Consider the following 20,841-nt stretch of genomic DNA (forward strand, 5'->3'; position numbering starts at 1 on the left):
GCCGTTAATATTTATTTGGGTTGCCGTTTTGAAACCATTATGATTGTCAACAGGCTCTAGTTCTAGCGTTGTAAAAACAGAGTAAAAAGAATTGGCTTTGCGTGATCCCCCAAAGCCAATTACCCTTAGTTACCTCGCGTCAACTCAAGATTTCACTTACCAGAAAAATCCCACCGCCACTTGACCACCATAATTGCGGTTCCCTACCGTACTGGCAGAGGCTTTAATATTCCAATTATTGCCAGTGTGAGCAAACCCTGCAGCAATAGCTTGGCTGTCTCGATAGAACCCAGCACCCACAGAAAACCCTGTTTTGCCTTGTGGTGGCGTGGCTAATCCTGCCGTCGCAAGTGCTAATGCCGTACCATCGTAGGCATTGCGTTCTAGTTTATCAATACGCTGTTCAATATAATTAAAACGTTTTCCTACAGCGATATTATTACTGAGCTGATTATTTTCCAAAACCGTCACTCGAGTATCCAAACCAACAACATCAGTATTTAAATTCACTATCGATGCTTCATTATTGGTGGCACGCAACGCCACCGCTGCCACACTTGCTTCCGTGATGCCGACTCTTGTAGTCACATCAGCCACATTACTATCAGTGTTATCTACTCTAGTAGTAAGGGCTGTCACATTGCTATCAGTATTATCTACTCTGGTAGTAAGAACCGTTACATTGCTATCAGTGTTATCTACTCTGGTAGTAAGAGCCGTTACATTGCTATCAGTATTATCTACTCTGCTAGTAAGGGCTGTCACATTACTATCAGTGTTATCTACTCTGCTAGTAAGGGCTGTCACATTACTATCAGTATTATCTACTCTAGTAGTAAGGGCTGTCACATTGCTATCAGTATTATCTACTCTGGTAGTAAGGGCTGTCACATTATTGTCAGTATTATCTACTCTGGTAGTAAGGGCTACCACATTACTATTTGTTTTCGTCAAATCCGTCTGCAATTGGTAAGAAGCATTTAACCCTTCTTGTGCCATTTGTTGCACTGCATATAATTGACTACCATTCACCGCATACGTTGAATTATTCGTTACGCTACCCGCTGCCACATGCTGAATTTGTCGGGCTTGGTCGGCATTTCCTACAGATACTACCCCAACCACATTTGTACTACCAGCATAACTTACCGATTTTATTGTATTTGTACTGTCGGTATAAGACAAAGTGGTGGCATTTTCTGTATTATCAATAGCACTTGTAGTGGAATGACTTCCTAAGGCAATGGAGTTAGCGATTGAAGCATTGGCTGCTGTCCCTATGGCTATTGCACTTTCCTCTAAAGCTCTGGCTGAAGTTCCTATAGCGGTCGAATTTTCTGCAGAAGCAATGGTATTTGTCCCCATCGCATTCGCATGGATCCCCGAAGCATTGGCTGCTGCCCCTATCGCTGTTGAAAGGCTACCTGTAGCATTCGCTTGCAGCCCGATAGCATTTGAAGCACTACCTGAGGCATTAGCATAAAACCCAATGGCATTTGAATTATCACCTGAAGCAATGGCCTTACTCCCTATCGCTGTTGAAGCGCTACCCGAGGCTTTCGCACTATCGCCTACTGCATTTGAACTCTCCCCTGAAGCATTCGCTTGCAGCCCGATAGCATTTGAAGCATAATTTGAAGCATTAGCATTACTTCCTATCGCATTTGAAGCATTACCTGAAGCATTAGCATTATTCCCTATAGCATTCGCTAGATATTTAGCATTAGCATAATTTCCTATCGCATTTGAAGCAAAACCTGAGGCTTTCGCATTATTGCCTACTGCATTTGAATTTATCTCTGAAGCCTTGGCAGAATTTCCAATCGCATTTGAACTTTGCTCTGAAGCCGTGGCAGAATCTCCAATCGCATTGGCACTGGTCCCTGATGCATTGGCTTTATTCCCAATCGCATTTGAATTATTCCCTGTAACACTAGAATCCGTTCCTATTGCTGTTGAATTGTTGCCGGAAATAATCGTACCTTCAACAATGGTTGCTTGTGCTTCCCCCTGTAATAAGCCTAACGTCGTTAAAATAAATAACGTAATGTAATTTTTTTTCATCTTCATTTCTCTCAATTTTGATTAAATAGGTAAGATGGAATAAAAAACGCCTAGCAGGCATCAGGCATGATACCCACTAGGCGTTTTTTAGGATCTGAAATTTTGGAAAAATAAGAATTGCAAATGTAAAGGACACTTGACAATATAAAATTATGTCCAGAAAATTTGCTTGCTTGCTCCTTAAGAAAAATGGTTTCATATATTTATACTGTGATTGGTGACGTCAATATACTGGCAATTAAGATATTTTCTCTATTATTCCCTACATGGCTTCAGTCAGCCTGTAAGGATTTGGTCAATTTAATGATAAATTCTCTTCATATGCAACAAAAATTATTGATTTAAACATCAGATTAAACCAATAAATCAAAAATAGCAAGGGAGTGGCATGATAAAACTTTCCTTTTTAATGGCGAAATTTACCACGTTCCGCTATAATATCCCCTTATTTTTGACTAACGGAATCATCTATGTCTGAAATCAAATTAATTGTCGGATTAGGCAATCCTGGGGCAAAATATGAGGGAACTCGTCATAACGCAGGGGAATGGCTAGTCAATGAAATTGCCCGTTCACATAATGTTAGTCTGAAAGACGACAACAAATATTTTGGTAAAACTGCCAAGATTTCCACCGCACTTGGTGATGTATGGTTGCTTGTGCCAACCACTTTTATGAATTTAAGCGGTAAAGCGGTGGGTGCATTAGCCAATTTCTTTCGCATTCAACCTGAAGAAATTCTCGTGGTACACGATGAGTTGGATTTACCCTGTGGCGTAGCGAAAATCAAGCAAGGTGGTGGACATGGTGGGCATAACGGGCTGAAAGATATTATTGCGGTATTAGGTAATAACAAAAATTTCTATCGGATTCGTATTGGCATTGATCACCCAGGCAGTAAAGAATTGGTGGCAGGTTATGTATTAAGCAAAGCTGCCCCAAAAGATCAGGAAAAAATCAACGCCGCCATTGACGAAGCCAGTCGTTGTGTGGACGTATTATTCAAAGACGGAGTGGTAAAAGCCACTAACCGATTAAACAGTTTTAAAGTAGAGTAAGGAATAAAAAATGGGATTTAAATGTGGTATCGTGGGTTTACCCAATGTCGGAAAATCAACCCTTTTCAACGCATTAACCAAAGCAGGTATTGAAGCGGCAAATTATCCGTTTTGTACCATTGAGCCAAACACAGGTGTGGTGCCAATGCCCGATCCACGCTTAGATGCGTTGGCAGAGATTGTCAAACCTGAACGGGTATTACCAACCACAATGGAATTTGTGGACATTGCAGGTCTTGTGGCTGGGGCAAGTAAAGGCGAAGGTTTAGGCAATAAATTTTTAGCCAATATTCGTGAAACCGATGCTATCGGACACGTGGTACGTTGTTTTGAGAACGATGATATTGTTCACGTAGCAGGTAAAATCAACCCTGCGGACGATATTGAGATTATCAATACGGAGTTGGCGTTAGCGGATTTAGACAGCTGTGAACGTGCTATTCAACGCTTGCAAAAACGAGCCAAAGGCGGTGATAAAGAGGCTAAATTTGAATTATCCATTATGGAAAAAATCCTGCCTGTGTTAGAAAATGCAGGCATGATTCGTGAAGTTAATTTAGATAAAGACGAACTTTTTGCGATTAAAGGCTATAATTTTTTAACCTTAAAACCGACAATGTACATTGCTAATGTGAATGAAGACGGTTTTGAAAATAACCCGTATTTAGATCAAGTGCGTGCCATTGCGGAAAAAGAGGGGGCGGTTGTTGTGCCTGTGTGTGCGGCGATTGAAGCAGAAATTGCTGAATTAGAAGATGATGAAAAAGTCGAATTTTTACAAGACTTAGGCATTGAAGAACCTGGTTTAAACCGTGTCATTCGTGCTGGTTATGCTTTGTTAAATTTACAAACCTATTTCACCGCAGGCGTGAAAGAAGTGCGTGCATGGACGGTTTCTGTGGGGGCAACCGCACCGAAAGCCGCCGCTGTAATTCACACCGATTTTGAGAAAGGCTTTATTCGTGCCGAAGTGATCGCCTATGATGATTTTATCCAATTCAAAGGTGAAAACGGGGCGAAAGAAGCGGGCAAATGGCGGTTGGAAGGAAAAGAGTATATCGTGCAAGACGGTGATGTCATGCACTTTAGATTTAATGTGTAACCTTGCAAGGGCGTAGTATTGCATACGCCCTATTTAACAATATTTATGGAACTTAAACTTCCCCCACCTATTTTATTTTTATTGGCAGTCGCATTCATCTACTGGCTACCTAAAATAGCGTTGCCTTTAGCTAATTGGTTGAGTTATCTCTTTATTTTTACAGGTATTATTATTGCTATAGCGAGCTTGTATCCATTTTATCAACATAAAACTACAATTAACCCACATCGCCCTGAGCAAAGTGTTCATCTCATTACTTACGGGATTTACCGATTTAGCCGTAATCCTATGTATTTAAGTTTAGTTTGCTTTCTACTCGCTTTTACTTTTTGGCAACAACAAGCCTTAGGCTTTTTAGTAATTATTGGCTTTATTGCTTATTTAAATCGCTTTCAAATTCAACCCGAAGAACGTATATTAAAACAAAAATTCGGGCAAGATTTTTTACAATACCAACAAAAGGTAAGACGTTGGATTTAACAAAATTTAAGGAAATATGATGACTATCACCATTTTAGACGGCGGTATGAGCCGTGAACTTATGCGATTAAACGCACCATTCCGCCAACCCGAATGGTCAGCGTTATCGTTAATTGAAAAGCCGTCCGCTGTGCAACAGGTGCATGAAGAATTTATCAAGGCAGGGGCGGAAGTGATCACCACCAACAGCTATGCCGTAGTACCGTTTCATATTGGCGAACAACGTTTTCACGCCAATGGCAAAATGCTTGCTGAACGGGCTGGACGACTGGCACAAAATGCGGTGCAAAATTCAGGTGTTTTGACCACTAAAATTGCAGGATCGCTCCCCCCAATGTTCGGCTCGTATCGGGCAGATTTAATCCAACCTAATTGCTTTGCGGAAATTGCTCAACCCATTATTGATGGGCTGTCCCCTTATGTGGATATCTGGCTATGCGAAACCCAAAGTGCGATTATTGAGCCTGTTTCCGTGCAAAAATTGTTACCAAAAGATGAACGTCCGCTATGGGTGTCATTCACCTTAACCGATGACAAACCTACTCCCGAACCGCAACTACGTTCAGGTGAAAGCGTGCAAAGTGCGGTGGAAAAAATGATCGAAATTGGCGTACAGGCGATTTTGTTTAATTGTTGCCAACCCGAAGTGATTGAACAGGCGTTAATCGTTACTCGAAAAACGCTAGAAAAACACACCGCACTTCATATCCAAACAGGGGCGTATGCCAACGCATTTGCACCGCAACCTGAAGATGCCACGGCGAATGACGGGCTAGATGAAGTCCGCAACGATCTCGATCCGCCAGCCTATTTGCAATGGGCAAAAAAATGGACGGCTCAAGGGGCCAGTATTATCGGTGGTTGCTGTGGAATTGGGGTGGATTATATTGCAGTATTAGCGAAGAATTTGAAATAGGAAATATAATGAAATCTCTTGTTCAACAAAGCCTCGAAAATGCCTACCGAATTTTTGACACGGGCGACGTCTATCAATTTGAAGTTGGCACAGTCAAAGGTTTGCAACAAATTCATCACGCCTTATTTACGGGGCTGTATGATTTTGCTGGGCAAATTCGCCAATATAATATCTCCAAGGGCTATTTTCGCTTTGCCAATGTGATTTATCTCAAAGAAGTATTAGTAAAAATTGAGCAAATGCCTGAAACCACTTTTGAGCAAATCATTGAAAAATATGTGGAAATGAATATAGCTCATCCCTTTATGGAAGGCAATGGTCGATCTAGTCGTATTTGGTTGGATTTAATTTTACGGAAAAATTTAGGCAAGGTAGTCAATTGGCAAAATGTGGATAAAACCTTGTATTTACAAGCGATGGAACGTAGCCCTGTGAATGATTTGGAACTGCGGTATTTATTGCAAACCAATTTAACTGATGATGTGGATAATCGTGAAATAATTTTCAAAGGCATTGAACAATCTTATTATTATGAGGGCTATCAAAAACAGCCTTAACTAAAAGGTCAACAGACCCTAATTTAACCTAAAAGGAAAGCAATTATGTCAAACAAAAAAATCGGCTTGGTGTCGCTAACGGCGTTGGTACTAAGCTCTATGATTGGCTCGGGGATTTTTAGTCTTCCACAAAATATGGCAGCCGTCGCAGGGGCGGAAGCGATTTCTATCGGCTGGCTGATTACGGGGATCGGGATTATTTTTCTCGGGCTGTCATTCTTTTTTATCTCCCGTCTTCGTCCTGAATTAGACGGCGGTATTTACACCTACGCCCGTGAAGGCTTTGGCGAATTGATGGGCTTTATGTCCGCTTGGGGTTATTGGCTGTGTGCCACTATCGGGATTGTGGGCTATTTAACCGTGGCGTTTGAAGGCTTGGGCGTGTTTACGGATAGCGAAACCACCGTGATTTTCGGACAAGGCAATACCATTGCCGCCTTTATTGGTTCATCAATTATCGTGTGGCTCGTTCACGCCTTAATTGCAGGGGGCGTAAAAGAGGCGGCAGCAGTCAATCTGGTGGCAACCTTTGTGAAAGTCGCTCCGTTAATTTTGTTTATTGCATTGGGCTTGTGGTATTTTGATGCGGATTTATTTAATACGGACGTAAAAGCCACCGCACTTAATAACACGGTGGGCGATCAAGTGAAAGACACGATGTTAATTACCCTTTGGGTGTTCACGGGCGTAGAAGGTGCGGCGGTACTTTCCGCTCACGCCAAAAAACGTTCCGATGTGGGCTTGGCAACGGTACTCGGTATTGTAATCGCCTTGGTGCTTTATGTGGCAATCACCATTTTATCTTTGGGGATTTTACCCCGTGAGGTTATCGCCAATATGCCGAATCCGTCTATGGGTCCATTACTTGATGCCATGATGGGTTCGACAGGAAAAGTGATTATCACCGCTTGTTTGATTGTGTCGGTGTTAGCCTCTTATATCAGCTGGACAATGTACTCTGCCGAAGTGCCATACTGCGGTGCAAAAAATGGGGCATTTCCAAAAATTCTAGACAAACTCAACCAAAACGGCACACCGATTAACTCGCTATGGTTTACGGGCTTTGTGGTGCAATTTTGTTTGGTCTTGGTGTTGGTCTTTGAGCAAAGCTATAACAATTTATTGATGATTTCCACCTCAATGATTTTAATCCCGTATTTCTTAATCGGGGCGTATTTATTCAAGCTCTCCATTCAGATCAATGCGGCGTGGTACATTAAACTCACGGGTTTTATGGCATCACTTTACGGGCTATGGATCGTCTATGCGGCAGGCTTGGAATATTTGTTATTGTCGGTGGTGTTGTATGTACCAGGGATTTTATTATTCCTGTATTCCAACCGAAAATTCCACGGCAAAATCACCTTAACAGGGGCTGAAAAAGGCATTTTAGCGGTGATTTTAGCGATTTTTGTGTATGCGGTTTATCGTTTACCTGAGTTATTGGCTGCATAATTTATTCACTATAAACAAAGCCATAAGGAAAGAAAATGAAACAACCTAAAATCGTTATCCTAACGGGGGCGGGCATTTCCGCCGAATCAGGTATTCGCACATTTCGTGCCAGTGATGGCTTGTGGGAAGAACATCGTATTGAAGATGTTGCTACCCCCGAAGGCTTTGAGCGTAATCCAGAATTGGTGCAACGGTTTTATAATCAACGCCGCCGTCAGCTATTTAACCCTGACATTCAGCCCAATGCGGCTCATCTTGCCTTGGCTAAATTAGAACAGAAATTCGGTGATAATGTGTTAGTGGTAACACAAAATGTGGATAACTTGCACGAACGTGCAGGCACAAAAAATCTGATTCACATGCACGGCGAATTATTAAAAGTGCGGTGTAATTGGTCGGGGAAAATTTACGACTGGACAAAGGATATTACCGAACAGGATCGTTGTACCTGTTGCCAACCACCACGCCGTTTGCGTCCGCATATTGTGTGGTTTGGCGAAATGCCGTTACAAATGGAACGGATTTATCAGGCTTTAAATGAATGTGATTATTTTGTTTCCATTGGCACATCGGGCAATGTTTATCCTGCCGCAGGTTTTGTGCAGGAAGTCAGCCCTCAATGTAAGACTATTGAAATCAATTTAGAACCCAGTCAGATTCGTTCGCATTTTGTCGATGTGAGAGTAGGAAAAGCAGGTGAATTAGTACCGCAGTTTGTGAATGAAATTGGCATCGCGGAATAGGTATATTAAAAATATTTTTAGCTGTTGTTTATCGGTATCTATAATCCAGTTAAGATAATTATTTTAAGAAAGAATATTTGCTGATTTTTGTTGCCAAGGCGCAATCCAAATCAAGCAAACCATACCCGGAATGGCCAACCAAAAACACAGCCAGAAATAATCGTAATAGCTAAGCCAATCAATTAGACTGCCTGCTTGGGTGTTTAATGTGGCTCTTGGCAACGCTGATAAACTGGTGAATAAGGCAAGTTGTGTTGCTGTATAAAGCGGATTGGTTTCTCTCGCCATAAATGCAACAAAAGCAGATGTTCCTAACCCAATACCGATGTATTCTGCAGCAATAACTAAGCTAAGAGCGAATAGCTCATAAGTGCCAATTTGTTCAAAGGGACCTTGTTTAGCGAGCCATGCAAAACCCAGAATCGTAATGATCTGCACTACACCAAATAACCATAATGCTTTATTAATCCCAATTTTTAGCATAACAATGCCACCAATAATACTTGCGATCACCATAGGCCAAAGTGAAGCGTTTTTTGCTACAAGACCGATTTGGCTATTGCTAAAACCCATATCTAAATAGAACGGTGAAATTAGTGCTGTTGCCATACTATCACCGAGTTTATAGAGAAAAATAAACGCTAAAATAGCCAATGCTGACCAAATTCCTTTACGATTAAAAAATTCTTTAAACGGTTCAATCACATTATCTTTTAAAGTGCGGTGCGAATTTAACTCAATTTTGGGTTCACGGCTAATAAATAAGGTCATAAAAATACCAGGTAACATAAACAGAGCAGTAATGATAAAGACAGTTTGCCATGGGAGATAATCGGATAAAATTAAGGAAAGTGATCCTGGTACTAAACCTGCAATTCGATAAGCATTGACGTGAATGGAATTGCCTAGCCCTAATTCTTCATCCGATAAAATTTCTCGGCGGTAAGCATCAAGCACAACATCTTGATTGGCGGAGAAAAAGGAACACAGTGTTGCCAAACCAGCAATTAAAGTTAATCCTTGATTGGTATGTGGGGAAATAAAACCAAATAAAGCCATTGAGATTAATAACAGAATTTGTGAAACCAAAATCCAACCACGACGACGACCAAGAAAAGGCATTGAATAACGGTCAAGCAAAGGCGACCATAAAAATTTCCATGTAAAAGGAAGAGTAACTGCGGTGAAATAACCAAGGGTTTTTAAATCCACCTGTTCGGAGCGTAGCCAAATCGGTAATAAGGAAATTAGAATATAAAAAGGCAACCCCGAGCTGAAACCTGTAAAAATACAGATCAGCATATTGCGACTAAAAATTTGTGAGAAAACGGAAGATTTATTTGGCATAGTTAAAATATAATGAAATTTGAATGGAAAAGTGCGGTGTTTTTTACCGCACTTTTATGATTAATCAGTCTTTATAGCCTTGCGGATTATTTTTCTGCCAATTCCACGTATCTTGCATCATGGCATTCAAATCACGTTCTGCTTTCCAGCCTAATTCTTTTAAAGCACGGCTTGCATCAGCGTAATTTTCAGCAATATCACCCGCACGGCGAGGGGCAAATTTATATGGAACAACGATATTATTCGCTTGTTCAAAGGCTTTCACCATATCTAATACAGAATAACCTACACCCGTACCTAAATTATAAATATGTAATCCACCATCATTTTCATGACGAGCAAGCGCTTTAACGTGTCCAATGGCAAGGTCAACAACGTGAATATAATCACGTACACCAGTGCCATCAGGTGTATTGTAATCATTACCAAAAATAGATAATTCTTTTAATTTACCCACAGCCACTTGAGCAATATAAGGCATTAAATTATTTGGAATACCATTCGGATCTTCACCGATTAAACCACTTTCATGCGCTCCAACAGGGTTAAAATAACGTAAGAGCGTAATGCTAAATTTCGGTTCCGCTTTAGCAATATCGGTTAGCATTTGTTCTACCATTAATTTTGATGTACCATAAGGATTAGTTGTACCACCTACTTTACAATCTTCCGTCACAGGAATAACGTCAGGATCGCCATAAACCGTAGAAGATGAGCTAAATACAAAATTCCACACGCCTGCTTTACGCATTTGTTCAATTAAATTTAATGAACCCACCACGTTATTGCGATAATACTCAATAGGTTTCTGTACACTTTCACCGACAGCTTTTAAACCAGCAAAATGGATCACTGATTCAATGTTATTTTCAGCAAAGATTTGTTGTAATAATGCACTATCTAAAATATCACCTTGGTAAAATTTGGCTTGTTTACCTGTAATTTGAGCAACCCGTTCAAGGGATTTTTCCGAAGAATTGCACAGATTGTCTAATACAACTACTTCTTTGTTAGCATTGAATAATTCAACGACAGTATGTGAACCGATATAACCCGCTCCACCAGTGACTAAAATTGCCATAATATTTTCCTTCTGTTGATGTGCTGTAGATAGTATAAATCCGTTATCTTGTTTGATAAAGTAATAATCGAATTATTGAGGTTTATTGCCAGCAAATTGTTTCATCAGTTGGTGTAATTGTTTGCATTGTAATTGAAATGCACGGCAATGAGTACACAGTATTACATGCGTTTTCACACCTATTTTCTCATTAAAATTAAGCTCTCGCTCTTGAGCATCAGAAATAAGTTTAGTAATTTGTAAACATTTCATTTTTCATTCCTAATTTAATTTGGTCGCTAAACAATGTTGTAACTGTAATCTCGCTCGATACAGTAAGATATGTAGGTTTCCACTGGTAATATTTACTTCGTGGCAAATTTCATCAGCAGAAAAATCTAAATATTCTCGCATCATAAAAACACGGCTTTGTTTAGCTGGTAAATGAGTTAAACAGGTTTCAAATAATAGCCAGAATTCATCTGAATAAACTGCGTTTTCTTGCCAGCTTTCAGGATAATATTCTGTTTTCCAATGACCATTTTGATCGAAAAATTGGTTATTTTCTTCATCATCATCCACAAGGTCACTTTCAAGTACAAAACGATCTTTTTGACGTAAATAATCAATAATTTTATTTTTCAGAATAGCAAAAATCCATGTTTTCAATGCGGATTGACGTTGAAAATTATCAATATTTTTCACTGCACTTAATAAGGCTTCTTGCACCATATCTTCTGCAATGGTCATATCTCGTAGTTGAAGTAGTGCAAATTTCAACATTTGCTCCCTTATTTCAGCGAGTTGTTCTGATTGTATTAACGATGGTGTAGCTTGCAAATTAATGTTCCCTCGTTTTAAAAAATGTCACATCAGGATAACGTTCTTGAGCTAAATTCAGATTTACCATGGTTGGGGCAATATAGGTTAAATTATCGCCACCGTCTAAGGCTAAATTTTGCTCATTTTTGCGTTTAAATTCTTCAAATTTTTTCACATCAGCACATTCCACCCAACGAGCCGTTGCCACGTTCACATTTTCGTAAATGGCCTCCACGTTATATTCGGATTTCAACCGAGAAACCACCACATCAAACTGTAACACACCCACTGCACCAACAATTAAATCGTTGTTTATTAATGGACGAAACACTTGCACCGCTCCTTCTTCGGAAAGTTGTACCAAGCCTTTGAGTAATTGCTTTTGTTTGAGCGGATCTTTTAAGCGAATACGGCGGAACAGTTCAGGGGCGAAGTTCGGAATGCCTGTAAATTTCAGATCTTCTCCTTGGGTAAAGGTATCGCCAATTTGAATGGTACCGTGATTATGCAAACCGATAATATCGCCTGCGTAGGCTTCTTCTGCATGGGTGCGGTCGCCCGCCATAAAAGTCAACGCATCAGAAATCACCACATCTTTACCAAGGCGAACATGACGAAGTTTCATGCCTTTTTCATATTTGCCTGATACCACACGCATAAACGCCACGCGGTCACGGTGTTTTGGATCCATGTTGGCTTGAATTTTAAACACAAAACCGCTGAATTTTTCTTCCGCACTTTCTACTAAACGAGTGTCGGCTTGTCGTGGCTGCGGAGCCGGCGACCATTGAGTTAGCCCATCTAAGAAATGATCCACACCGAAATTACCTAACGCCGTCCCAAAATAAACAGGCGTGAGTTCGCCATTAATAAACAAATCGTGATCAAATTCATTAGATGCACCTTGCACCAGTTCCAGTTCATCACGCAACTGCTGAGCCAAATCTTCGCCCACGGTTTGATCCAATTCGGGATTGTTTAGCCCTTTGATAACTCGCACATCTTGAATGCGATGCCCTTGCCCTGTTTGGTATAAATAGGTTTCATCTTTATATAAATGATACACCCCTTTAAACAGCTTGCCGCAACCGATAGGCCAAGTAATCGGCGCACAATGGATTTTCAACACGTTTTCCACTTCGTCCAACAATTCCATGGGGTCACGAATATCACGGTCGAGTTTGTTCATAAAGGTAACAATCGGCGTATCACGTAATCTTGTGACTTCCATTAATTTAATGGTACGTTCTTCCACCCCTTTGGCACTGTCAATCACCATCAAACAGCTATCCACAGCGGTTAATGTGCGGTAGGTATCTTCCGAGAAATCTTCGTGTCCAGGGGTGTCGAGCAAATTCACCAAACAATCGTTGTACGGAAATTGCATCACGGATGTGGTAATCGAAATCCCCCGTTGCTTTTCCATTTCCATCCAGTCGGATTTCGCATGAGCCTGAGAGCCTTTACCTTTTACTGAACCTGCGGTTTGAATCGCATTTCCATAGAGCAACACTTTTTCTGTAATGGTGGTTTTCCCCGCATCGGGGTGAGAAATAATCGCAAAAGTGCGACGTTTGTTTACTTGTTGTGGATAGGTCATTTTTTGTCTGTTTTTGAATAGATAAAATTAATGCTGTATTGTCCTTGATTTTGAGAGTGGGTGCAAGCACTAAACATACAGGAAACCATTTGGCATCATTTTGAATTAACAAACCTATTTCTGTACAACCTAAAATCACGCTTTGAATGCCTTGCTGTTTTAGGTTTTCGATGACTTGCAAATAAAAGGCTTTAGATTGAGGCAGGATTTTGCCGACACATAATTCATCAAAAATCATACGATGAATTTCCGCTTACTCTTGTTCCGTTGGCACAACAGCGGTGATACCTTGTTTGGATAAGCCTGATTTATAAAAATCTTGTTGCATCACAAACGCTGTACCAAGTAACGCAACTTTATTTAAGCCTTGTTGTTCAATAGCTTTAGCGGTAACTTCAATCACATTAATCAATGGCTCGGAAATTTGATCTCTGCCACCTTGTGCATGGTATTTGTCGTAATCATTACCGCATCAGCAACAATTTTCTCTAAATCTGTAGTCGCTTGAGCTAAAATTCCCCCTGCTCCCGCTTTTTGTCTATCACCAGATTTTTGGCATACCACGATTTCACTAAAATCCACACTATAAAGTCAGATTAGAGAAGTGGTATTGCCGCCTTTAGTTTGATTAACAATGCGGTTAATGTCGCTGTAATAAGTCGCCGTACTCGTAGGAGACATACCGCCAATAATTCCAAGTTTTTTCATATTGTTACCTATTTTGCAAACACCTTTTCAATTCATCAATATCCAAAATCACTTGCTCACCCAACACTAACGCAGGAATGCCAATATAGTCGTTAGCTTTGGCATTTTCAAACGCTAGAAATGATCACGTAGCTTCAAAAAAGCTTTAAAATTTAAACGATCATTAATCATATCTAACGCTTGATATTCCACATTTAAACGCTCAAGTTCAGCAAAGAAAGAGACACCAAGGGGCGAAGTAAATGATAGGTTTCATAGGGTTTTCCATATTAAAAATGAGATAGCTGTATTTCTATCACTTAATAGGGAAATATGCAATGTTAAGCATTAAAGAAATGGTTTAAGAGAAACGATAATCGGGCAATGGAATGTTGCCCGATTTTTAAATATTCACCTATCTATTAGCTTTCAATTCACCACTTAATTATCTTGTATTAAAATTAATTTTGTCCCAAAATATATTGATCTTGTCCCTATTTGATTGTAAACTTGTACCCTATACACAATAGGGCAAGTTATTATGAAAAAGTCAGATGTGCTTGATTTAATCAAGTATCACTATGAAAACAAAGAAATCGAATTTAGAAATCAAACGGTTGATATTGCTCGTGATTTTGATAAATCAGGAGATTCACAACTTGCTCAGTATATTATGGGATTGATTTCTCAAACCAATCGTTTTATTCCACAAGCAGAAAGTGAAAATTCAAATCTTATTCCTGTTAAGTTAAATCTTGGTTCTTTACCTTTACCGACTATGATAATGAATGATTTAAAAGGCATTATTAATGCTATAAATCATGATATTGGTATTAATAAATTTTTATTTATTGGTTCACCTGGTACAGGGAAAACAGAAAGTGCTAAGCATGTTGCTCGATTACTCAATAGAGAATTGTTATTGGTTGATTTTAGCCATTTAATAGATAGCAAATTAGGGCAAACGGCTAAAAATATCATTCTGGTTTTTAATGAAATCAATCAGTTACCATTTCTCAATAATTACGTTATTTTATTTGATGAAATCGATACTATTGCTTTAGATCGTATCAATCAAAATGATATTCGAGAAATGGGGAGAGTGACTTCTACCTTTTTAAAATCTTTAGATAATCTAAATCCAGAAGCTATTATTATTGCCACAACTAATCTTTACGATAATTTGGATAAAGCATTAGTTAGACGATTTGATGCCACGATTGATTTCGATCGTTATTCTGATGATGACAAGATTGAAGTTGCTGAAGTTATTTTAAATGATTTCTTAAAACAATTTAAAAATGCCACAAAAGATTCAAGATTATTCAAGAAAATCTTAAAAACGGCTAAGAAAATTCCAAACCCAGGGGACTTAAGAAACTTAATACGCACGTCTTTGGCATTTAGCGATCCTTCTGAACCTAGTGATTATCTCAAACGGTTTTTAAGAGCAATGCACCATGGGAAAACATTAAGCATAAATAGATTAAGCCAATTAGGTTTTACAGTAAGAGAAATTGAAATTTTAACTGGCATATCAAAAAGTAGTGTTTCACGAGAATTGAATGGAGCTAAAGATGAATAATATTTTAACCTTACGGGGAAAAAGATTTACTCAAGAACCACGAAAAAATGGAATAAGCGGAGTAAAAGTCCCTGCAAATTCGCTAATTGAGCTATCTCATTTAAAAGCCATTCATCAATCATTACTTAAAGTTAGAACGTTTTGGCAAGAAATTAATCTTTTAGATGGCGTATTGCTTAGTGCTTATTACAATAAAATCATTGCTAAAAGTAATCGAATCAGTGGTTATTTAAGTTCTACAAAAGAAATACCTAATGATTCTATTGTGGGAGCTAAATTTAACGCAGATAAAGATAAGCATATTATTACCCATTATGTATCTAGAGAATTATTAGATAATACTATCGTATTATCTGAAAATGTAATTCATTTATTTAATGATACTTTTCCTAATGGTGAACTCACTGATAAAGAATTTGATGATAAAAAACTATTTAATTCATTACCTTATGAAAAATATCATCTTTCAAAAACCGCTTTTAGAGCGATCTTAAGGGATTCTGTATTTATTGAGAAGTTTGATGTAGAAGAAGTTTCTCAATCGGAAATTAAAAATGCCATTGTTACTTTTTATGATGTCAATACCAATATTCGTGTTTTACTTGAAAAGGTTGGGATTGATATTTCTACAGCGAATATTTTAGATAATACGACTGTGTTGTTAGATGAAAAGTATTTAAATCTTGTCTATACTAAAATTCCTTATTTAGTGGCGATGGCGGTGGAAGATTTCTCTATGTTATCGCCGGATGATTTCAAAACCGTGGTGGAAAAAATTGAAATTCCAATTCCTTCACCTACCAATGAACCTGTTATTGGCGTGATTGATACCTTATTTGAACGAGATGTTTATTTTAGCGAATGGGTTGAATATCACGATATGATTTCTGATGATATTCCTAAAGAATCCAGAGATTATAATCACGGAACAGCGGTATCATCTTTAATTGTCGATGCTCCAAATTTAAATCGGAATTTAGATGATGGTTGTGGGCGATTTCAGGTCAGACATTTTGGTGTAGCACTCCAAAGTGGTTTTAATTCATTTACGATCATTAAACAGATTAAAGAAATTGTATCTCAAAATACGGATATTAAAGTCTGGAATTTATCTTTGGGGTCAAATGATGAAATTCGAGAAAACTTTATTTCTGCAGAAGCCGCAGTTTTAGATGAAATTCAATTTGAAAATGATGTGATTTTTATTGTGGCAGGAACTAATTCATCGACTGGTAGAAAGAAAATTGGTACCCCAGCAGATTCGTTAAATTCTATTATCGTGAATTCGGTTGATTTTGAAAATCAACCAGCAAGTTATTCTCGCCAAGGCATTGTTTTATCTTTCTTTATGAAACCAGATGTTGCTTATTATGGCGGTGGTAATGGAAAGTTTATTAATGTGTGTGAGCCATTAGGTTTAGGACAAGTAGCTGGAACCAGTTTTGCTGCTCCGTTGATTGCAAGAAAAATGGCTTATCTTATTCACATTATGGGATTAAGCCGAGAAGAAGCAAAAGCCTTGCTGATTGATTCTGCGATTGGTTGGCATCATCAAAAATCCTTTGAAGAGATGACGTTAATTGGGAATGGCATTGTGCCAATCAATATCAAAGATATTTTATCGACAAGTGATGACGAAATTAAATTTATTGTCTCTGATGTGTCGGAAAAATATCATTCCTATAATTATGATTTCCCTGTCCCTATTAGCAATGGTAAACATCCTTATGTGGCAAAGGCGACAATGTGTTATTTTCCAAAATGCTCTAGAAATCAAGGGGTTGATTATACCAATACAGAACTCAATCTTGTATTTGGGCGGCTATCTAACAAAAAAGGAGAAACTATTAAAGCCATTAATAATGATGCTCAACATTTTGATGATGCTCCAGGTTATATTCGAGAAGATTCAGCAAGAAATATATTTAGAAAATGGGACAACGTAAAGCATATTAGCGAAACGTTTACACCAAGAAAACAAGCTAAAACTATTTTAAATACAGACAATCCGCAGTGGGGAATGAGTGTAAGAACCATTGAACGCTTAAGAAAGCGAGATGGCGAAGGTATTCGTTTTGGCGTGGTGGTTACCTTAAAGGAAATAAATGGCGTTAATCGTATTGATGATTTTATTAAACTAGCACAATTACGTGGTTGGTTAGTGAATCAATTACAAGTGGAAACGCAGGTTGAAATTTACAATAAATTGAGTGAAGAGATTGTGTTTGAATAAAGACTGGTTTACTTAATTTAGCTCAAGAATTAAGAAATATTTCTCAAGCATGTAAAATGATGGGTATGAGTCGAGATACATTTTATCGTTATCAACAAGCAGTTGAAAATGGTGGTGTTGAGGCGTTGCTTAACCAAAGCAGACGTGTTCTTAATCTTAAAAATCGAGTAGATGAAAAAATTGAATAAGCAGTTGTTCAAATTGCTCTCGATAATCCAGCCTTTGGGCAAGTTCAAGTCAGTAATGAATTGCGTAAACAAGGCGTTTTCGTTTCTGCTGGTGGCGAGTGTTTTATTTGGTTAAAACATAATGTGGCTAACTTTAAACAGCGATTAACCACTCTAGAAAAACTGGTTGCAGAGAAAGGAATTATCTTATTTGAAAGTCAGGTTGAAGCACTAGAACGCAAGAAAGAAGATGATATTACTTATGGTGAAATTGAAGTGGCTGATATGCTGAATGATAAAATCTTACCATTCTTTGTTTCGCATGGCTTGCCAATGTTACGTGTTCTCACAGATAGGGGGAGCGAATACTGTGGTAAGTGAGTCCATACCAAAATTCATGAACAGGAAGATGAGATCAAAGTTTCACCGTTAAATGGTGCCTTACTTGCTTTATTTGCGTTCTTTTTATGTATTCCAGAACTTTTTTATGCAGATGGTCGGATTCAGTTATTCTCCGATGCCACCACCATTAATGGTTGGGTAATTGGTGGCAGTGGACCTGATCGTATGGGAACGGTAGGGATTTTTACGGCAATTATTATGTCTTTGTTGACGGTGAAAATTTACTGTTTTTGCGTGAAACGTAATTGGGTAATTAAGATGCCAGAAGCTGTACCTGAAGGTGTTGCTCGCTCATTCACGGCATTAATTCCAGCCTTTGCGGTAGCAGTAGTGGTATTAGTGATTAACGGTGGCTTTATCGCATTTGGTACAGATATTTTTAAAGTGATTGCCATTCCATTTGCTTTTGTTACCGACATCGCTAACAGTTGGCTAGGGTTGATGGTGATTTTCTTCTTAATTCATGCCTTATGGATTGTGGGGATTCATGGAGCCAATATTATTAGTTCCTTTTTAGTGCCAATTGTATTAAGTAATTTGCAAGCTAATGCAAACGGAGCGAATATTCCTTTTGCAGGTGAATTTTACAATAGTTTTGTATTTCTTGGTGGATCTGGTGGTACATTGGGACTAACTTTATTTATAGCCTTTCTTGCTCGTTCACAACAATTACGGATTTTAGGCAAAGCGTCTATTGCTCCAGGCATATTTAATATTAATGAGCCAATTATCTTTGGCTTACCAATCGTATATAACCCATATTTAGCTATACCATTTTTCCTTTCGCCAATGGTGACTGCGTCTATGGCATATTGGTCAATTAAATTACATTGGGTGAATCCAATAATTGCTAATGTACCTTGGCCATCTCCAGCTGGTATTGGTGCATTTATTGGTACAGCAGGTGATTGGCGTGCCGCAGCATTGGCATTATCTTGTGTTTTAGTATCTTGGTTAATTTATCTGCCGTTTGTTAAGGTGTATGACAATAAATTAGCAACAGAAGAACAGGCAGCAGAACAAGTTAGTCAGTAAACGTCATAAAAAAATACCGCACTTTTTTAACGATTTTTGATAAAAGTGCGGTATAAAATAACAACATTTTTTTATCTTTTCTCAATCATGACTTTTATATCTTCTGGCATCGCATAATAAGGGGCAGAAGTAATAAATAAGTCAATACCTAATTTAGCAAAATCCGCAACATTATTTTTATTTACCCCACCTGCTACGGATAACATCACATTAGATTTGAGTTGTTGCTTAAGCTCTAAAGCAGCTTTGACATCATCTGAACTAAATTTATCTAATTGAATAATATTAGGATTCGCCAATAACATGGCTTGACACTGGGCTAAATTATCCGCTTCAAGGGTGATTTTATTTTCAGGGGCTTGTTGGCGTAATGTTGCCACAATATCAATGTAATTCTCTGGTTCGTCCAATAAATTACGGTGATTGGTAAAGACTAAAAGGGTTTCACTGAGTCCTTGACGGTGAATATGTCCACCGCCAGCTAGCACGGCAGCAGTGGCTAATTTTCTGGTGTTAGGGATGCTTTTTCGCGTACAAGCCACCACGGCATTAGGGTTTATCGCTTTGGCATTTTGCACCATTTCTGCGGTATATTGTGCCACACCACAACTCCACTCTAATACCAGTTGTACTACTTTCCATGCTTGATGAAGTTGATCGGCTTGGGCTTCTGCTTGAATAAGTAGCGTTCCCGCTGTTACTTCATCGCCATCTTGAACAAAGGCATTAGCTTGAATATGCAATTTGGTTAATAAACGTAATGCGACATTAATACCCGCTACCACACCTGCTTTTTTACGTGTAAATGACATACGAGCAGGTTTTTTTCCAATATCTAAGCAATGTGTGGTTAAATCACCACGATAAATATCTTCAAGTAAAAAATTATCGAGTTCTGGTTCAGAAAAATAGATCATAGCGTTTCCTTGAGTGTTCCATGGTGGATAGAGATAGCACGTTCCGCCAGATAGTCGGCTTCTTTCGGTTCGTGCGTGACCATTAAAATGGTGAGTGAAAATTGCGTTTTTATTTGTTTAATGATTTGCCACATTTGGGTACGAGTATCCCAATCAAGAGAAGAAAAAGGTTCATCGAGTAACAATAATTTAGGATGACTGATTAATACTCTCGCCAGTGCGACCCGTTGTTGTTCGCCCCCCGAGATTTGATGCGGATAACGATCAATTAAATGTTCAATACCCAACTGTTGCAACAAATCTATTTGTTCTGTCAAGGAAATGTGTGTACCTTGTGCTAAGGCTAAATTTTCATTGACCGTTCTATGTGGAAACAAATAAAGCCGTTGATTTAAATAACGACATTGACGTTGCCAAGGGGGAAGTCGGTTAATATTTTGTCTAGCCAAAATGATGTTACCTTGATACTCAAGATAGCCCGCGATAGCATTAAGCAAGGTTGTTTTACCACTGCCTGATTTACCTAAGATAGCGACACATTCATTGGGTTGAATATGTAAGTTTAGTCGGTTTAAAATACCGACACTTAAATCTTGAATGTTTAACATTGA

The 20,841-nt window shown here is 38.7% G+C and carries 20 protein-coding genes and 2 pseudogenes; 11 read left to right on the forward strand and 11 right to left on the reverse strand.

Annotated features, from left to right (window positions below; genetic code table 11):
- Positions 1–156 precede the first annotated feature (156 nt).
- On the reverse strand, positions 157–2,064 hold the full coding sequence (locus tag O1Q79_RS01765; RefSeq protein ID WP_386692675.1) for a YadA-like family protein: 1,908 nt from the start codon (positions 2,062–2,064) through the stop codon (positions 157–159).
- A gap of 470 nt (positions 2,065–2,534) precedes the next feature.
- Here O1Q79_RS01765 and pth point away from each other — a divergent pair, with 470 nt between their 5' ends.
- Genes pth through cobB form a run of 7 tightly spaced genes read left to right on the forward strand, consistent with a single transcriptional unit; the run spans position 2,535 to position 8,375 of the window.
- Positions 2,535–3,122, forward strand: coding sequence for an aminoacyl-tRNA hydrolase (gene pth, locus O1Q79_RS01770; RefSeq protein WP_386692676.1), 588 nt, complete (start codon positions 2,535–2,537; stop codon positions 3,120–3,122).
- 10 nt (positions 3,123–3,132) lie between these two features.
- A complete protein-coding gene (gene ychF, locus O1Q79_RS01775) occupies positions 3,133–4,224 on the forward strand; it encodes a redox-regulated ATPase YchF (RefSeq protein ID WP_386689930.1) in 1,092 nt (363 codons plus the stop codon).
- Between the two features lie 45 nt (positions 4,225–4,269).
- On the forward strand, positions 4,270–4,704 hold the full coding sequence (locus O1Q79_RS01780) for a methyltransferase family protein (protein ID WP_386689932.1): 435 nt from the start codon (positions 4,270–4,272) through the stop codon (positions 4,702–4,704).
- A 19-nt stretch (positions 4,705–4,723) separates the two neighbouring features.
- Positions 4,724–5,620 carry a homocysteine S-methyltransferase family protein gene (locus O1Q79_RS01785; RefSeq protein WP_386693324.1) on the forward strand — a complete coding sequence of 299 codons (897 nt, stop codon included), beginning with the start codon at positions 4,724–4,726 and terminating at the stop codon, positions 5,618–5,620.
- Positions 5,621–5,628: 8 nt separating this feature from the next.
- Complete coding sequence (fic, locus tag O1Q79_RS01790) at positions 5,629–6,177, forward strand: protein adenylyltransferase Fic (RefSeq protein ID WP_386692677.1); 549 nt, start codon at positions 5,629–5,631, stop codon at positions 6,175–6,177.
- A 45-nt stretch (positions 6,178–6,222) separates the two neighbouring features.
- Positions 6,223–7,632: a basic amino acid/polyamine antiporter gene (locus O1Q79_RS01795; protein ID WP_386692678.1), complete on the forward strand. Its 1,410-nt coding sequence runs from the start codon at positions 6,223–6,225 to the stop codon at positions 7,630–7,632.
- Between the two features lie 35 nt (positions 7,633–7,667).
- Positions 7,668–8,375, forward strand: coding sequence for a Sir2 family NAD+-dependent deacetylase (gene cobB / locus O1Q79_RS01800; protein WP_386692679.1), 708 nt, complete (start codon positions 7,668–7,670; stop codon positions 8,373–8,375).
- Positions 8,376–8,438: 63 nt separating this feature from the next.
- Here the strand turns inward: cobB and O1Q79_RS01805 are convergent, their stop codons facing one another.
- The 8 genes and pseudogenes from O1Q79_RS01805 to O1Q79_RS01840 all read right to left on the reverse strand — a co-directional run bounded on the left by O1Q79_RS01805 (position 8,439) and on the right by O1Q79_RS01840 (position 14,168).
- Complete coding sequence (locus tag O1Q79_RS01805; RefSeq protein ID WP_386692680.1) at positions 8,439–9,722, reverse strand: AmpG family muropeptide MFS transporter; 1,284 nt, start codon at positions 9,720–9,722, stop codon at positions 8,439–8,441.
- 64 nt (positions 9,723–9,786) lie between these two features.
- Entirely contained in the window at positions 9,787–10,803 is a 1,017-nt protein-coding gene (gene galE / locus O1Q79_RS01810; protein ID WP_386692681.1) for a UDP-glucose 4-epimerase GalE, read from the reverse strand.
- Positions 10,804–10,875: 72 nt separating this feature from the next.
- Positions 10,876–11,055, reverse strand: coding sequence for a zf-HC2 domain-containing protein (locus O1Q79_RS01815; protein WP_386687007.1), 180 nt, complete (start codon positions 11,053–11,055; stop codon positions 10,876–10,878).
- A gap of 9 nt (positions 11,056–11,064) precedes the next feature.
- The gene (locus tag O1Q79_RS01820) at positions 11,065–11,565 is read right to left on the reverse strand and encodes a sigma-70 family RNA polymerase sigma factor (protein ID WP_386692682.1); all 501 of its coding nucleotides are present in this window, start codon (positions 11,563–11,565) and stop codon (positions 11,065–11,067) included.
- A 58-nt stretch (positions 11,566–11,623) separates the two neighbouring features.
- A complete protein-coding gene (prfC, locus tag O1Q79_RS01825; protein ID WP_386692683.1) occupies positions 11,624–13,204 on the reverse strand; it encodes a peptide chain release factor 3 in 1,581 nt (526 codons plus the stop codon).
- 253 nt (positions 13,205–13,457) lie between these two features.
- Positions 13,458–13,607, reverse strand: coding sequence for a hypothetical protein (locus O1Q79_RS01830; RefSeq protein ID WP_386692684.1), 150 nt, complete (start codon positions 13,605–13,607; stop codon positions 13,458–13,460).
- Between the two features lie 5 nt (positions 13,608–13,612).
- Positions 13,613–13,786, reverse strand: coding sequence for a hypothetical protein (locus O1Q79_RS01835; RefSeq protein ID WP_386692685.1), 174 nt, complete (start codon positions 13,784–13,786; stop codon positions 13,613–13,615).
- Positions 13,787–13,916: 130 nt separating this feature from the next.
- Positions 13,917–14,168 (reverse strand): annotated as a pseudogene (locus O1Q79_RS01840) (hypothetical protein).
- 264 nt (positions 14,169–14,432) lie between these two features.
- On the opposite strand from O1Q79_RS01840, the gene O1Q79_RS01845 reads away from it, so the two are divergent.
- The 4 genes and pseudogenes from O1Q79_RS01845 (at position 14,433) to celB (ending at position 19,313) form a co-directional block, all read left to right on the forward strand.
- On the forward strand, positions 14,433–15,476 hold the full coding sequence (locus O1Q79_RS01845; RefSeq protein ID WP_386692686.1) for an AAA family ATPase: 1,044 nt from the start codon (positions 14,433–14,435) through the stop codon (positions 15,474–15,476).
- Positions 15,469–17,709, forward strand: coding sequence for a S8 family peptidase (locus tag O1Q79_RS01850; RefSeq protein ID WP_386692688.1), 2,241 nt, complete (start codon positions 15,469–15,471; stop codon positions 17,707–17,709). The genes O1Q79_RS01845 and O1Q79_RS01850 overlap by 8 nt, the downstream gene beginning before the upstream one ends.
- A pseudogene (locus O1Q79_RS01855) lies at positions 17,706–18,254 on the forward strand (helix-turn-helix domain-containing protein); the annotation flags it as partial. The gene O1Q79_RS01850 and the pseudogene O1Q79_RS01855, both read left to right, overlap by 4 nt.
- Positions 18,255–18,290: 36 nt before the next feature.
- Complete coding sequence (gene celB / locus O1Q79_RS01860; RefSeq protein WP_386693325.1) at positions 18,291–19,313, forward strand: PTS cellobiose transporter subunit IIC; 1,023 nt, start codon at positions 18,291–18,293, stop codon at positions 19,311–19,313.
- A 71-nt stretch (positions 19,314–19,384) separates the two neighbouring features.
- On the opposite strand, the gene modD is transcribed toward celB, so the two are convergent.
- A complete protein-coding gene (gene modD, locus O1Q79_RS01865; RefSeq protein ID WP_386686989.1) occupies positions 19,385–20,230 on the reverse strand; it encodes a ModD protein in 846 nt (281 codons plus the stop codon).
- A complete protein-coding gene (locus O1Q79_RS01870) occupies positions 20,227–20,838 on the reverse strand; it encodes an ABC transporter ATP-binding protein (RefSeq protein ID WP_386692689.1) in 612 nt (203 codons plus the stop codon). Before O1Q79_RS01870 ends, modD begins: the two co-directional genes overlap by 4 nt.
- Between the last annotated feature and the right edge of the window lie 3 nt (positions 20,839–20,841).

The sequence above is a fragment of the Lonepinella sp. MS14434 genome, assembly GCF_042468235.1.
In the GTDB taxonomy this organism is placed as follows: domain Bacteria; phylum Pseudomonadota; class Gammaproteobacteria; order Enterobacterales; family Pasteurellaceae; genus Lonepinella.

What these genes read in the sequence shown, in the direction of transcription:
- O1Q79_RS01870 (WP_386692689.1), bottom strand. Translation starts at nt 20,838, where the DNA reads ATGTTAAACATTCAAGATTTAAGTGTCGGTATTTTAAACCGACTAAAC.
- O1Q79_RS01785 (WP_386693324.1), top strand. Translation starts at nt 4,724, where the DNA reads ATGACTATCACCATTTTAGACGGCGGTATGAGCCGTGAACTTATGCGA.
- O1Q79_RS01805 (WP_386692680.1), bottom strand. Translation starts at nt 9,722, where the DNA reads ATGCCAAATAAATCTTCCGTTTTCTCACAAATTTTTAGTCGCAATATG.
- O1Q79_RS01850 (WP_386692688.1), top strand. Translation starts at nt 15,469, where the DNA reads ATGAATAATATTTTAACCTTACGGGGAAAAAGATTTACTCAAGAACCA.
- O1Q79_RS01820 (WP_386692682.1), bottom strand. Translation starts at nt 11,565, where the DNA reads ATGTTGAAATTTGCACTACTTCAACTACGAGATATGACCATTGCAGAA.
- modD (WP_386686989.1), bottom strand. Translation starts at nt 20,230, where the DNA reads ATGATCTATTTTTCTGAACCAGAACTCGATAATTTTTTACTTGAAGAT.
- ychF (WP_386689930.1), top strand. Translation starts at nt 3,133, where the DNA reads ATGGGATTTAAATGTGGTATCGTGGGTTTACCCAATGTCGGAAAATCA.
- O1Q79_RS01765 (WP_386692675.1), bottom strand. Translation starts at nt 2,064, where the DNA reads ATGAAAAAAAATTACATTACGTTATTTATTTTAACGACGTTAGGCTTA.
- O1Q79_RS01780 (WP_386689932.1), top strand. Translation starts at nt 4,270, where the DNA reads ATGGAACTTAAACTTCCCCCACCTATTTTATTTTTATTGGCAGTCGCA.
- galE (WP_386692681.1), bottom strand. Translation starts at nt 10,803, where the DNA reads ATGGCAATTTTAGTCACTGGTGGAGCGGGTTATATCGGTTCACATACT.
- O1Q79_RS01845 (WP_386692686.1), top strand. Translation starts at nt 14,433, where the DNA reads ATGAAAAAGTCAGATGTGCTTGATTTAATCAAGTATCACTATGAAAAC.
- fic (WP_386692677.1), top strand. Translation starts at nt 5,629, where the DNA reads ATGAAATCTCTTGTTCAACAAAGCCTCGAAAATGCCTACCGAATTTTT.
- pth (WP_386692676.1), top strand. Translation starts at nt 2,535, where the DNA reads ATGTCTGAAATCAAATTAATTGTCGGATTAGGCAATCCTGGGGCAAAA.
- cobB (WP_386692679.1), top strand. Translation starts at nt 7,668, where the DNA reads ATGAAACAACCTAAAATCGTTATCCTAACGGGGGCGGGCATTTCCGCC.
- prfC (WP_386692683.1), bottom strand. Translation starts at nt 13,204, where the DNA reads ATGACCTATCCACAACAAGTAAACAAACGTCGCACTTTTGCGATTATT.
- O1Q79_RS01795 (WP_386692678.1), top strand. Translation starts at nt 6,223, where the DNA reads ATGTCAAACAAAAAAATCGGCTTGGTGTCGCTAACGGCGTTGGTACTA.
- O1Q79_RS01815 (WP_386687007.1), bottom strand. Translation starts at nt 11,055, where the DNA reads ATGAAATGTTTACAAATTACTAAACTTATTTCTGATGCTCAAGAGCGA.